Below are 12,562 nucleotides of genomic sequence, written 5' to 3'. Positions count from 1 at the left end.
GCCGCCTTCGCCACCGCCGTGGTGTCGATGGTGCTGGTGGCCGCACCCGGCACCGCCAGTGCCGCGATCCTGCTGAGCGCCGGCGTCGGCGTGGGCAGCAGCAAGCTGGGCCTGGGCGGGGCCAGCGTGGCCGGGGGTACAGCCATGGGCTCGGTCACCGCCACCCTGGGCTACCTGCACATGATTCCGGCAAGCACTTGGGGCGCGTTCGCTGGTGGCGTTGCCGGCGGCGTGATCGGCAGCTACCTGGGCGGTCGATTCCTGCTGTCCTATGCCAAGACCGATGCCGAACGCGCGCGGGTCTGGCGCTTTGTGCGCATGAACACCTGGACAGCCATGGCCTGCTGCCTGGCAGTGCTGGCGGTGGTACTGCTGCAGACCCCGACGTGGGTGCATCTGCTGGTGCTGGTGCTCGGCATGGGTCTGGTGAACTACCAGTGCCTGGGACCGCTGCAGCAGATCATGGCGCCGCTGATCGCGCGCGATTCGTCGCGGCGTGGGCGCACCGGCACCAACTGGGTGTATGAATCGCTGTATGGGCGTACCGGGATCATCGCCATGAACATCGTGGTGCTGGGCGTCGTGCTGTATGCCGTGGCCCATTCCAGCGGCCGCTAGGGCCTCAACGCACGACGCCGGCAGTACGCCGGCGTCGTGGTCGGTCAGCGCGCGATGAATCAGCGCTGCGACTTCGGTGCACCGCCGTCGCGCGGACCGCCTTGGCGCGGGCCACCGTGCATCGGGCCCTTGGCCGCGTCGAACTCGGCCTTGCTCAGCTGGCCATCCTTGTTGGTGTCGGCGGCAGCAAACCAGGCATCACGATGCTGCTTCATGCGCAGCTCGCGGTCAGCCTTGTCCAGGTAACCGTCCTTGTTGAGGTCGAGCTGGTCGAAGCGCGCGGCCAGGCGCGGGTCGGCCTTGGCCTCGTCGCGGCTGATGCGGCCGTCCTTGTTGACGTCCAGCCTGGCCCAGCGCTCACCGCCGTGGCCACGGCGGCCATGCTGCCAGCGCGGCATCTCATCGCGCGAGAGCTTGCCGTCCTTGTTCCTGTCCAGCTCGTCGAACTTCGCGGCCAGGCGCGGGTTGGCAGCCGCCTCGCTGCGGTCGATCACGCCGTCGCCATTGGTGTCCAGCTTGGCCGGGCGCTGCGCCGACGTGGCCGGGGTGTCAGCCGCCAGCGCGATGCCGGAGGCGGAAGTGCCGAGCAGCAGGGCCAGCAGCAGGGGGGTACGGATCATGGGGTCACTCCTGGGAATGGGAATTGCGTCGGGGTGATCACTTCACCCTCGAGTGACAACAACGCCCGGGCGCGACATCGGTTGACGCTGCTGCCAGATCCATTCATCCGGCGGACAGTCGCCGCCACTGCGACGGGCTGGGGCTATGCTGTGCCCATGGCACTACACGGCGATAGAGACGACGAACTGCGGCTTTTCCAGACCGGCGAGCACCCCTGCGGGTACTGGTCCGACCGGGTGGCGCGCGACCTGGTGCTGGATCCGCACGATCGCCGGCTGGGTGGCCTGTACCCGCTGGCACTGAGCTGGGGCTTCCGCCGCAGCGGTGATCTGGTCTACCGGCCGCACTGCGCGCACTGCCAGGCCTGCGTGGCGGTGCGCATCCCGGTGGCCCGCTTCGCCCCGGACCGCAGCCAGCGCCGCTGTGCCGCCCGCAATGACGACCTGGAGGTGCGGATCACCGCCGCCACCGCCCGTGACGACCTGTTCGCGCTGTATCACCGCTACCTCACCCACCGCCACGCCAATGGCGGCATGGACGACCATGGCCCGCACGAGTTCGAGCAGTTCCTGATCGGCAGCTGGTCGCACACCCGCTTCATGGAGATGCGCCTGCCCGGCCACGACGGCCAGCCCAGCCAGTTGCTGGGGGTGGCGGTGACCGACGTCACCGAGCATGGCCTGTCGGCGGTCTACACGTTCTTCGACCCGGACCACGCCGTGCGCGGGCTGGGTACCTTCGCGATCCTCCAACAGATCGAGTGGGCGCGCCGCGAGGGGCTGCCGCACGTGTACCTGGGCTACTGGATCCGCGGGCACCAGAAGATGGACTACAAGCGCCGCTTCCATCCCCTTGAGGCCTACGACGGCCGCCGCTGGCACGATTTCGACAACGAACTGGACGGGCGCTGACAAACCGCTGACACCGGGCCGGGTGCAGAATAGGGGGATGAACGCCAAACCCCTGATCCTCGCCCTGGCCCTGCTCTGCGGCGCCACCGCCACCGCCTTTGCCACGTCCCCCGCGATGACTGAGAAGCCGTCCACTGCGCTGCGCCTGGCCACCTACAACACTTCGCTGTACTCCGATGATGCCGGTGGCCTGATCAAGGAACTGGAGGGCGACAGCGAGCACGCACGCAAGATCGCCGCCGTGCTGCAGCAGGTGCGCCCGGACCTGGTACTGCTGAATGAATTCGATTTCGACGATGCCCATCGCGCCGCCGACCTGTTCCAGAAGCGCTACCTGGAAGTCGCCCAGCCCGGCGGCGGCAAGCCGCTGCACTTTGCCTACCGCTACCTGGCGCCGGTCAACACCGGTGTGCCCAGCGGCCTGGATCTGGACAACAACGGCGTGGTCGGCGGCGAAGGCCGCAGCCGCGGCAACGATGCCTGGGGCTACGGCCTGCACCCGGGCCAGTACGGCATGCTGGTGCTGTCGCGCTACCCGATCGACGAAGCCAAGGTGCGCAGCTTCCAGCTGCTGAAGTGGAGCGCGATGCCCGGCGCGATCCGCCCGGTCGACCCACGTACCGGCCAGAGCTTCTACAACGACCATGTGTGGTCGCAGCTGCGCCTGTCGTCGAAGTCGCATTGGGACGTGCCGGTGAAGACCCCGGCCGGCGTGGTGCACGCGCTGGTCTCGCATCCGACGCCGCCGGTGTTCGACGGCCCGGAAAAGCGCAACGCGGCACGCAACCACGACGAACTGCGCCTGTGGCAGGAATACCTGTCCAAGGGTGAGAAGCCCTGGCTGTGCGACGACAAGGGCCAGTGCGGCGGCTTGGCGGAGGACGCGCGCTTCGTGATCCTCGGCGATCTGAACAACGACCCGGTCGATGGCGATGGCCGCCACGAGGCGATCGTCGAGCTGATCGAGAACGCGCGCGTGCTGCGCTACCCCACCCCGCGCAGCGTCGGCGGCGAGCAGACCAGCCTGGCCTATGCGGCCAAGGGCATCGAACGCAAGGGCGCACCGTTCCACGCCACCGGCGATTTCGGCCCGAAGTCCGGCACCATGCGCCTGGACTACGTGCTTCCCTCGACCGGTTTCGAGTACGTGGGCAGCGGCATCTTCTGGCCGGCCAATGAAAGCCCGGAAGCGAAGATCGCCGACGGCAGCGACCACCACCTGGTGTGGGTGGACGTGCGGTAGAGTCGACTGCACGTTGAGCGTACCGACCAACGGTCGGTACCCACCGGGTTTCGGTAGGCGACGACCGTTGGTCGTCGCTCCTTTTTCAGGGGCGCAGCTCGACGCCGATGGCGTCGGCGGCATCACGCGCGATGGCGCGTGCTTCGTCGATGGTTTCCGCGCGCGCCAGGGTCACACCGACGCGGCGGTGGCCATGCACGCTCGGCTTGCCGAACAGGCGCACGGCGGTATCCGGTACCTGCAGCGCGGCGGCGACATTGTTGAAGTACGGCACACCCTCGCCGTGTGCCAACAGCGCGCACGACGCCGACGGGCCACTCTGGCGGATCACCGGAACCGGCAGGCCGAGGATCGCGCGCGCGTGCAGCGCGAACTCGCTCAGTTCCTGCGAAACCAGGGTCACCAGGCCGGTATCGTGCGGGCGCGGCGACACTTCGCTGAACCACACTTCGTCGCCCTTCACGAACAGCTCGACGCCGAACAGGCCCCAACCGCCAAGGTCGTCGGTGATCGCACGTGAGATCTCCTCGGCACGTGCCAGTGCCGCGCTCGACATCGGCTGCGGCTGCCAGCTTTCGCGGTAATCGCCATCCTTCTGCAGGTGGCCGATCGGCGCACAGAATGAGGTGCCGCCGGCGTGGCGCACGGTCAGCAGGGTGATCTCGTAATCAAAATCGATGAAACCTTCGACGATGCAGCGGCCCGCACCGGCACGGCCACCGGTCTGTGCGTACTCCCAGGCCGGAGCGATGTCCGCTTCGCTGCGCAGGGTGCTCTGGCCCTTGCCCGAGGACGACATCACCGGCTTGACCACGCACGGCAGGCCGATGGCAGCCACGGCAGCGCGGTATTCGGCCTCGGTATCGACGAAGCGGTAGGGCGAGGTCGGCAGGCCCAGGGTTTCGGCGGCGAGGCGGCGGATGCCTTCGCGATCCATGGTCAGGCGTGCGGCGCGCGCAGTCGGGATCACCCGCAGGCCCTGCTCCTGCTCCAGCTGGACCAGGGTCTCGGTATGGATGGCCTCGATCTCCGGCACCACCAGATGTGGCTGCTCCTGGGCGATCAGGGCGCGCAGCGCCATCGCATCGAGCATGTCGATCACGTGCGAGCGGTGGGCGACCTGCATGGCCGGGGCATCGGCGTAGCGGTCAGCGGCGATCACTTCCACGCCCAGCCGCTGCAGCTCGATGGCCACCTCCTTGCCGAGTTCGCCCGAGCCCAGCAGCAGCACGCGGGTGGCGGAGGGAGACAACGGAGTTCCAAGCTTGGCCATGGCGGTTCCAGCAGCGACGTGAAGGCGGGTGGGCATTCTAGCTGGCCGCGCACCCTGGTCATGGCATCCGACGAACGGTAGTCGAAAAATGATATCACTTTGATATCTTCAATTCGAACCCTCAAGGACGTACCGCCATGAAAGAGAAGTCGCTTGCCTCCCTCAACGGCCTGGGCACCCTGGCCGGATCCCTGCTGGTCGCGCTGGCGGGTACCGCACTGTTCGTACTCGGGGCGACGACCAGGACCGGTTCCGGCTCACCGAACCTGCTGCTGATGCTGGCCGGCATGCTGGTGATCTTCGCTGCGGTCTTCATCCTGGCCGGCCTGTACACCATCCAGCCCAACCAGGCGGCGGTGCTGAGCCTGTTCGGCAAGTACGTCGGCACCGTCAAGGACAACGGCCTGCGCTGGAACAACCCCTTCTATGCCAAGCGCCGGGTCAGCCAGCGCGTGCGCAACTTCGAGAGCGGCAAGCTGAAGGTCAACGAGCTGGACGGCAGCCCGATCGAGATTGCTGCGGTCATCGTCTGGCAGGTGGTCGATGCCTCCGAGGCCGTCTACAACGTGGACGACTACGAGAGCTTCGTGCACATCCAGTCCGAATCGGCGTTGCGCGCGATGGCCACCAGCTATCCCTACGACCAGCACGAGGAGGGACAGCTGGCGCTGCGCAGCCATGCCAGCGAGATCTCCCAGCACCTGAAGAACGAGCTGGCCGAACGCCTGGCCGACGCTGGCGTGCAGGTGATCGACGCACGCATCAGCCACCTCGCCTACGCCGCCGAAATCGCCCAGGCGATGCTGCAGCGGCAGCAGGCCAACGCAGTGATCGCTGCACGCACGCGCATCGTGGCCGGTGCGGTCGGCATGGTTGAAATGGCCCTGGCCGAACTGCAGAAGAACGGCGTGGTGCAGCTGGATGAGGAACGCAAGGCGCACATGGTCAGCAACCTGCTGACCGTGCTGTGCTCGGACCGCGGCACCCAGCCGATCGTCAACGCCGGTTCGCTGTACTGAACCACCCTCGCAACGGGGCGCCCCACCGCCCCGCCAGGAGCTTGCATGAGTGAGAAGAAAGCCTATCCGCTGCGCATCAACGCCGAGGTCCTGGCCGCGGCGCAACGCTGGGCTGACGACGAGCTGCGCAGCCTCAACGCACAGATCGAATACGTGCTGCGCGACGCCCTGCGCAAGGCAGGACGCCTGCCGAAACCCACGCCATCTTCGGAGGACAAGGAATGAGCAAGCGTTGGAGCTACCAGACGATCGAGGTCAAGACGTCCATGATGGGCCTGCTCAAGGCCGAGGACATCCAGAGCGAGCTGAGCCGCCAGGGCCAACTGGGCTGGGAACTGGTCAACATCATCATCCCCGCACCGATGCGCCCGGCGATGCTGGTGTTCAAGAAGGAGGCCTGAGCCATGGGCGCCAGCGATCCGAAACAGTACGAGGTGGCCGAGAGCTCGCCGTTGCGCGTGCTGTGGATCGTGCTGCCCCTGCTCGCCGCCTTCGTGGCCTGCCTGTATGCGCAGTTGTACAAGGCGCCGGCGACGGCGCCCTGGATCGAAGTAACGCTGTCGCCACCCTGGTTCCGGATGGGCGGCAGCGCCGCCTGGAGCCTGCTGGTCATTGCAGCGCTAGGCATCGGGCTGGGCGCAGCATTCTTCCGCCGCCGGGTGGAACTGGCCGATGGCATGCTGGACGTGCGTTCGACGATGTACCGCCGCCGCGTTCCGGTGGCGCAGTTGCGGCTGGACCAGGCCGAGGTGGTCGACCTGCAGCGTGACCCCCGCTATGGCATCCGCTTCAAGACCAACGGCTACGCGATGCCGGGCTTCTATTCCGGTCACTTTCGCCTGCAGGGCGGTGGCAAGGGTTTCGCGCTGGTCACCAACCGCGCGAGCGTCCTCGCCCTGCCGGTCCGCGATGGCAGCACCCTGCTGCTCAGTCTCGATCGGCCACAGGCGCTGCTGGAAGCACTGCGCAAGGTGGCCGTGCCGGGCCCGCGGCAGTAAGCTGCGGCGATGCAACGACGCCTGCCCCTGCTGATCAATACCGAAGCCATCGAGTTGTGGCCGACCGGCCTGCTGCGTGCGCGCAGCAATCTCGACGCGCGCCTGCTGTCACGAGCGAACTGGGTGCTGCGGCGCAAGTGCGATGGCCGTTACCTGGCGGCGGTGGTGGAACACGGCGTGCACGCCATGGTGCCGCGCCTGGCGCGCGAGCCCGGGGCCGAGGAAGCACTGGCCTTGCTGGATGCAGCTGCGGCCCGGCCGTTCGGTGCAAATCTGGAAGCGCAGTGGCTGCCCCTCGCCGGGCTGCAGCAGCGCCTGCAGCAGCTCGGCCTGGATGCCCAGCGCTATGCCGACGACAGTGGCCTGCCGCTGGAACCCGAACCGTGCCTGCTGCACTTCGCTGGCCGCGACCGCTTCGGCCGCCCGTTGTGGCTGCGCCGTGGCGCCGCGCAGGGCTGGCGACGGATGCGCCTGCACGCCGCGCAGGATGGCATCGCACTGGATGCAATCTCCGGCTTCCGCAGCCATGCCTACCAGTTGGGCATCTTCGAACGGAAGCTGGCACGCGGGCTGAGCGTGACGGAGATCCTGAAGGTGAATGCCGCGCCGGGGTTCAGTGAACACCACAGCGGCCACGCGCTGGACATCGGTACGCCGGGCGATGCCCCGGCCGAGGAATCATTTGAAGCCACCGACGCGTTCGCCTGGCTGCAGGCCCATGCCGCTGGGCACGGCTTCCGGTTGAGCTACCCGCGCGACAACCCGCACGGCATCGTCTACGAACCCTGGCACTGGTGCTGGAGACCGGCCAACGGCTGAGCCCCTCGTGACGGCCGCAGGGCGAAATTCATGGAGCTGTCCGGGCGGATTCCGCGCGCGCCCACCACGAGATGGAACAAGAAGGCAAAGACAGAAGCCGGTCGCTTCGCTCGAAGTCTCTATAAGGGATCAGCGCGCGGCTGTTGGGTCCGCCTTCAAGCGAGCCGAGCACCGCAGGTCCGGCGAGGGCGAAGAGGTGCTTGCGATTCTGTAGAGCCGAGCCATGCTCGGCTGCTCTCCGCACCGCCCCTCGACGGGCCGAGGAGCACAGGGGACCGGTGCACAGCACCGGCTCGCGGCCGGCGGCGCGTTTCTTTTGGTTACTTTTCTTTTCGCGCGAAAAGAAAAGTAACGCCCATGAACCATCACGATCGCATCGGCATGGATCGGAGCGACAGCCCTGCGACCCTCACCGCCTCAACGCATTGATCGCCAGCAATACCCACCCGGCCATCATGCTGGTGCCACCGATCGGCGCCATCCGTGTCGGCCACTGCCACAACGCCCCACCCACCAGGCTGCCGGAAAACAGCAGGACCCCCAGCAGCAGCACGTACAGCGCCAGGTGTGCGATCACCCCCTGCGCGCGCGGCCCAAGCGCGACCAGCACCGCGCCATGCGCGAACGCATACAGCGCCGCCATGTTCAGATGCTGCTGCGCCAACGGGTCGGCCACGCCATGCGATGCATAGGCAGACAGGCCGATCGAGACGGCAGCCAACAGCGCCCCGAGGCAGGCCAGCAGGGAAGGCTTACGTGCGCGACGTTCCAGATTGAACATGAGGGCTCCTTGCGCAGCGCCCCTTGCCGGGCGCCGGATGAAAAAAAAACGCGCCGCAATGAGCGGCGCGTTTTCGTGTCCAACACTACATGGCTCAGCCGGGGATTACTTGACGGCCCAGTAGATGTCGTAGGTACCTTCCGGGGTGAACGACTTGTCGATGCCGTCCTTCCAGGTTTCGTACGGACGGTCGATGACTTCGTTGCCCGAGGTCACGGCCCAGGCACGCAGGCCGTTGCGCGCCACGTCCAGACCCGCCATGTGGCCGGTGTAGGCCGCATGCGCCGAACGGTGCGGAGCAACGTGCACGTACTTGACCGGAGCGCCGCCGTCGATCTTGACGGTCAGCTCGTCGGCAGCAGCACCTTCGGCACCCTTCTTCTTCACCGGCTGGGCAATGTCGAAGGCGTACTTCTCCTGGCCGAAGTCGGTGGTGATGATGCGGAACGGACCGGCAGCTTCAAGGCCATTGGCCTCCATCACGCGCTTGATCCACTCCTGGTTGTCCTTGATGGACTTGGTGATGGTGTCCTGACCGCGGTCCACGTTGCCGGCGTTGACCACCAGCAGGTTCTCGGCCGGCACTTCAACGATGGCCAGGTCGGTCAGCGGGGCTTCCGGCGTGCGGTAGTCCACGTTCGGCACGGTTGCGAGCATGTTGGCCATGCGCGACAGACCCATCTTGATGTCGTCGCCGATCTGGCGGCTGACATACAGGCCGGCGTAACGGCCGAACAGGTCGAAGCCGTACTTCACCGAGTAGTCCTGGGTGATCTTGACGTTGCGACCGCCCTTGCCGGTCGGCTCCAGGTTGAAGGTGGTGACCTTGTCGTGACCCTTGGTGGCGTCCTCGATGGCGATCACAACACGCTTGTTCTCTTCGGCTTCGGTGATCTTCCAGGAACCGGTACCCAGGTCCTTGGAGGTGAAGTCGAGGGTGGCACCGACACCCGAGGCCGGGCCGGACAGCTTCAGGTCAACGGCGGGATCGCGCAGTACCAGCGGGTTCCAGTCCTTGAAGCGGCGCAGGCTGCTGACCGTGTCGTACACGATCGTCATCTTGCGGTTGGTCTCGATGCTTTCGGTGATGTGACGCTCGCCCGGCAGACATACGCCAATGATGACGAACAGGCCAGCCACGATCCCCAAGGCGATCAGGAACTCGATAATACGGGTCATTCAGAGAGTCTCCGGGGCCGATCCCACGGCCGGGTTGATTGAAGCGAAGCGCCAATCCTAGCAGGCTTCGCGGGCATTGTTTATCGGGATTGGCGCACCGGTTTCCCTGCCGGCTGCGTATTTGTATGGACAAAGGATTCGAAGGGTAACGCATACCGCTACCCGGCAAGTAGGGGTCAACCCTGGCGGAAACCCCCGGCCACGACCCAAGTCTTTGTACTTGAAAGATTTTTCTTATACCAGCTGGAGTTCGAAGGCCTTCAATACGGCACGCGTACGGTCGCGCACACCCAGCTTGGAAAGGATGTTGGACACGTGGTTCTTGATGGTGCCCTCGGCGACGCCCAGCGAATTGGCGATCTCCTTGTTGGAGAAGCCACTGGCCATCAGCCGCAGGATCTCGGTCTCGCGGTCGGTCAGCGGGTCCGGGCGGTCCAGGCTGACGAATTCATTGCGCATGTGCTCCAGGCCGGACAGCAGGCGCTGGGTTACCGCCGGCTGCACCAGCGATCCCCCGTCGGCCACGGTGCGGATGGCACCGACCAGCTGTGCCAGGGTGACGTCCTTGAGCAGGTAGCCCTTGGCACCGGCCTTGAGCCCGGCCAGCACCAGCTGATCGTCGTCGAAGGTAGTGAGGATGATGGTCGGCGGCAGCTGTTCCTGCCGCGACAGCACCTGCAGGGCCTCCAGCCCCGACATCACCGGCATGCGCATGTCCATCAGCACCACGTCGGGGCGTACCTGGGGGATCAGCTCGACCGCCTGCCGGCCGTCGCCGGCCTCGGCCACCACCTCGATGCCGTCGTCGAGCGCCAGCAGGGAGCGGATTCCCTGCCGCACCAGGGTTTGGTCGTCGACCAGGCAGACGCGAATCATCAACGCACTCCTTCAGGAACCTTGGTAAGGGCCGCCACCAGCACCGTTGCCGGCACCGTCGCCCGCAGCCGGAAACCCTCACCGGGGCGGGTTTCGATCTGCAGCTGGCCACCACATTGTTGCAGGCGCTCGCGCATGCCGCGCAAGCCATTGCCCACATTGACCATATCCGCGCCGACACCGTCGTCGCGGGCCTCGACCACCACCCGATCGGGGGCTTCACGGTACACCTTGATCCACAGGTGGCGGGCACTGGCATGGCGCACCGCGTTGGTGATGATCTCCTGGGTGCAGCGCAGCAGTACGTGGGCCCGCTGCGGGTCCTCCACGTTCAGCGGATCCTCGATCTCCAGCTGGATGTCCAGCGAGGGCACGTTCTCGGTCAGCGGGCGCAGGGCCGCGGCCAGATCGATCGCGCCGGTCTCGCGCAGCTGGCTCACGACCTCGCGCACGTTGCCCAGCAACAGCTTGGCCAGCGCGTGCGAGCGCTTCACGTGGTCGAGGGCCTGGCCCTCGGCCAGGTGCCCGGCGACCTCCAGGTTCAGGGTCAGCGCGGTCAGCTGGTGGCCCAGCAGGTCATGCAGTTCGCGCGAAATGCGGGTGCGCTCGTTGACCCGCGCGCTCTCGGCCAGCAGGGCGCGGGTGGCGCGCAGCTCTGAATTGAGCCGGCGCTGCTCGTCGCGGGCCTCGGTCTGCTGACGCGCAACCAGGCTGGTCACGAAGATGAACATGGAGAAGCCGCCGTACAGCAGCGACTGCATCACCGCTTCGAACAGCGGGAAGCGCAGCAGCATGTAGTAGACCGGAGCCACGGCCAGCTGGCTGACCAGCAGCCACAGCACCCCCAGCCGTACCGACAGCATCCACGGAATGACCCCGGCGGCGACCATCATCAGGATGCTGCCCAGGCCCGACCCGCTGAGGAAGCTGACCCCCAGCGCCGAGACCGTCAGCAACAGCAGCAGGCTGCGGTCCAGCCAGCTGGTGTGGCTGTCGCTGCGCAGGATGCGGGTCAGCCAGTAGTAGGCCGTGCCGAAGGACAGGTAGGCAACGAACAGCAGGATCGCCCAGCCGCCCATGTCAGCGCGGCTGTGCAGGTTCTCGAACTGCGAGTATGCCAGCGGCAGGCCGACCATGACCCAGGTGAACAGGCCGGCCAGGCGGAGGACGCGGGTATGGCTGAGGACTCCCAACATGCCAGCACTCTACGGGCCCGGCCTGCGTCGCGCACTCCCACGGAAGTCATGCCCCTGCAGTCGCCTGTTCATGCCGCAGCCCACCCCGGGCATGCAATAATCGTGCGCAGGGTCCCTTGATGGACCAACCGCGTTACCCCACGGAGTCACAATGTCGATTGTCATCCGCGACGTGCGCGAGCACGAGCTCGATTCCGTCCTGGCTTTGAACAACAATGCTGGCCTGGCCATCCTTCCCCTGGATGCGGCTCGCCTGCGCCTGTTCTATGAAACCGCTGAATACTTCCGCGTCGCCGAGCGCGACGGCAACCTGGCCGGCTTCCTGATCGGCTTTGGCAGCGACAGCCAGCACGACAGCAGCAATTTCGCCTGGTTCAAGCAGCAGCTGGACACCCCGTTCTTCTATATCGACCGCATCGTGGTCGCCAGCCGCCGTCGTGGCGGCGGCGTCGGCCGTGCGTTCTATGCCGACGCGCAGAGCTTCGCCGAACTGCGCTACCCGCAGATGACCTGCGAAGTCTTCCTCGACCATGGCGCCGATGCCGCCCTGCTCTTCCACGGCAGCTTCGGCTTCCGCGAGCTGGGCCAGAACACGATGCCGCAGGTCGATGTGCGCGCCAGCATGCTGGCCAAGGAACTGTGCAGCTACCCCTGGGTCAAGGAGACCTACGGCGGCAAGCTGCCGGATGTGGCATGGACACGCGCACGGCAGCTGCCGGCGCAGGCACAGCGGCCGACGGGGACCTGAGCGTGGCGGTGAATTTCGATTACGAACAGGCCGGTGAACTGAAGATCGGCCAGGTGGGCATCGCCAACCTGCGCATCCGTACCCTTGATGTCGAACGCCTCGTGCAGGAAATGCGCGAGCGCGTGACCCGCGCCCCGAAGCTGTTCGGCCGCGCCGCGGTGATCCTCGACTTCGGCGGCCTGAGCCAGGTGCCGGATGTGGCCACCGCGCAGGCGCTGGTCGATGGCCTGCGCAGCGCCGGCGTGCTGCCGGTGGCGCTTGCCTATGGCACCAGCGCGAT

Annotated in this window: 14 protein-coding genes and 2 pseudogenes; 10 read left to right on the top strand and 6 right to left on the bottom strand. The window is 66.6% G+C overall.

The features are described from left to right. Nucleotides 1–618, top strand: a pseudogene (locus N5E02_RS17455) (RNA polymerase subunit sigma-70); the annotation flags it as partial. A 59-nt stretch (nucleotides 619–677) separates the two neighbouring features. Here the strand turns inward: N5E02_RS17455 and N5E02_RS17450 are convergent. Then, nucleotides 678–1,238, bottom strand: a complete 561-nt coding sequence (locus N5E02_RS17450) for an EF-hand domain-containing protein (RefSeq protein ID WP_111127889.1) — start codon at nucleotides 1,236–1,238, stop codon at nucleotides 678–680. Between the two features lie 156 nt (nucleotides 1,239–1,394). Between N5E02_RS17450 and N5E02_RS17445 the strand changes: the two genes are divergently transcribed. Both N5E02_RS17445 and N5E02_RS17440 read left to right on the top strand, forming a co-directional pair. Continuing rightward, entirely contained in the window at nucleotides 1,395–2,150 is a 756-nt protein-coding gene (locus tag N5E02_RS17445; protein WP_171958125.1) for an arginyltransferase, read from the top strand. A gap of 37 nt (nucleotides 2,151–2,187) precedes the next feature. Then, nucleotides 2,188–3,393, top strand: a complete 1,206-nt coding sequence (locus N5E02_RS17440) for an endonuclease/exonuclease/phosphatase family protein (protein ID WP_279946547.1) — start codon at nucleotides 2,188–2,190, stop codon at nucleotides 3,391–3,393. Between the two features lie 85 nt (nucleotides 3,394–3,478). On the opposite strand, the gene purT is transcribed toward N5E02_RS17440, so the two are convergent. Continuing rightward, nucleotides 3,479–4,666, bottom strand: coding sequence for a formate-dependent phosphoribosylglycinamide formyltransferase (gene purT / locus N5E02_RS17435; RefSeq protein WP_139726818.1), 1,188 nt, complete (start codon nucleotides 4,664–4,666; stop codon nucleotides 3,479–3,481). Between the two features lie 137 nt (nucleotides 4,667–4,803). Here purT and N5E02_RS17430 point away from each other — a divergent pair, with 137 nt between their 5' ends. Genes N5E02_RS17430 through N5E02_RS17410 form a run of 5 tightly spaced genes read left to right on the top strand, consistent with a single transcriptional unit; the run spans nucleotide 4,804 to nucleotide 7,502 of the window. Continuing rightward, nucleotides 4,804–5,685, top strand: coding sequence for an SPFH domain-containing protein (locus tag N5E02_RS17430; RefSeq protein WP_061480381.1), 882 nt, complete (start codon nucleotides 4,804–4,806; stop codon nucleotides 5,683–5,685). 45 nt (nucleotides 5,686–5,730) lie between these two features. Then, on the top strand, nucleotides 5,731–5,910 hold the full coding sequence (locus tag N5E02_RS17425) for an Arc family DNA binding domain-containing protein (protein WP_065178114.1): 180 nt from the start codon (nucleotides 5,731–5,733) through the stop codon (nucleotides 5,908–5,910). Further along, on the top strand, nucleotides 5,907–6,086 hold the full coding sequence (locus N5E02_RS17420) for a DUF4177 domain-containing protein (protein WP_005415690.1): 180 nt from the start codon (nucleotides 5,907–5,909) through the stop codon (nucleotides 6,084–6,086). Before N5E02_RS17425 ends, N5E02_RS17420 begins: the two co-directional genes overlap by 4 nt. A gap of 3 nt (nucleotides 6,087–6,089) precedes the next feature. After that, entirely contained in the window at nucleotides 6,090–6,683 is a 594-nt protein-coding gene (locus N5E02_RS17415; RefSeq protein ID WP_065178115.1) for a PH domain-containing protein, read from the top strand. 9 nt (nucleotides 6,684–6,692) lie between these two features. After that, nucleotides 6,693–7,502 carry a D-alanyl-D-alanine carboxypeptidase family protein gene (locus N5E02_RS17410; protein ID WP_279946546.1) on the top strand — a complete coding sequence of 270 codons (810 nt, stop codon included), beginning with the start codon at nucleotides 6,693–6,695 and terminating at the stop codon, nucleotides 7,500–7,502. Between the two features lie 409 nt (nucleotides 7,503–7,911). On the opposite strand, the gene N5E02_RS17405 is transcribed toward N5E02_RS17410, so the two are convergent. From N5E02_RS17405 to N5E02_RS17390, 4 genes are all read right to left on the bottom strand, one after another. After that, a complete protein-coding gene (locus N5E02_RS17405; RefSeq protein ID WP_005415687.1) occupies nucleotides 7,912–8,283 on the bottom strand; it encodes a DUF423 domain-containing protein in 372 nt (123 codons plus the stop codon). Between the two features lie 105 nt (nucleotides 8,284–8,388). After that, nucleotides 8,389–9,462, bottom strand: coding sequence for an SRPBCC family protein (locus tag N5E02_RS17400; protein ID WP_005415686.1), 1,074 nt, complete (start codon nucleotides 9,460–9,462; stop codon nucleotides 8,389–8,391). A gap of 234 nt (nucleotides 9,463–9,696) precedes the next feature. After that, the gene (locus N5E02_RS17395; protein ID WP_006424175.1) at nucleotides 9,697–10,338 is read right to left on the bottom strand and encodes a response regulator transcription factor; all 642 of its coding nucleotides are present in this window, start codon (nucleotides 10,336–10,338) and stop codon (nucleotides 9,697–9,699) included. After that, nucleotides 10,338–11,534 (bottom strand): sensor histidine kinase, encoded by a 1,197-nt coding sequence (locus N5E02_RS17390; RefSeq protein ID WP_053497662.1) that lies wholly within the window; start codon nucleotides 11,532–11,534, stop codon nucleotides 10,338–10,340. The genes N5E02_RS17395 and N5E02_RS17390 overlap by 1 nt, the downstream gene beginning before the upstream one ends. Before the next feature lie 151 nt (nucleotides 11,535–11,685). Here N5E02_RS17390 and N5E02_RS17385 point away from each other — a divergent pair, with 151 nt between their 5' ends. Then, nucleotides 11,686–12,282, top strand: a complete 597-nt coding sequence (locus tag N5E02_RS17385; protein ID WP_005415684.1) for a GNAT family N-acetyltransferase — start codon at nucleotides 11,686–11,688, stop codon at nucleotides 12,280–12,282. After that, nucleotides 12,228–12,562 (top strand): annotated as a pseudogene (gene minC / locus N5E02_RS17380) (septum site-determining protein MinC); the annotation flags it as partial. The gene N5E02_RS17385 and the pseudogene minC, both read left to right, overlap by 55 nt.

Source organism: Stenotrophomonas sp. GD03777 (assembly GCF_029842485.1).
Classification (GTDB): domain Bacteria; phylum Pseudomonadota; class Gammaproteobacteria; order Xanthomonadales; family Xanthomonadaceae; genus Stenotrophomonas; species Stenotrophomonas sepilia.
The sequence above is the reverse complement of the archived record's forward strand: the minus strand, read 5'-3'. Positions and strand labels throughout refer to the sequence as shown.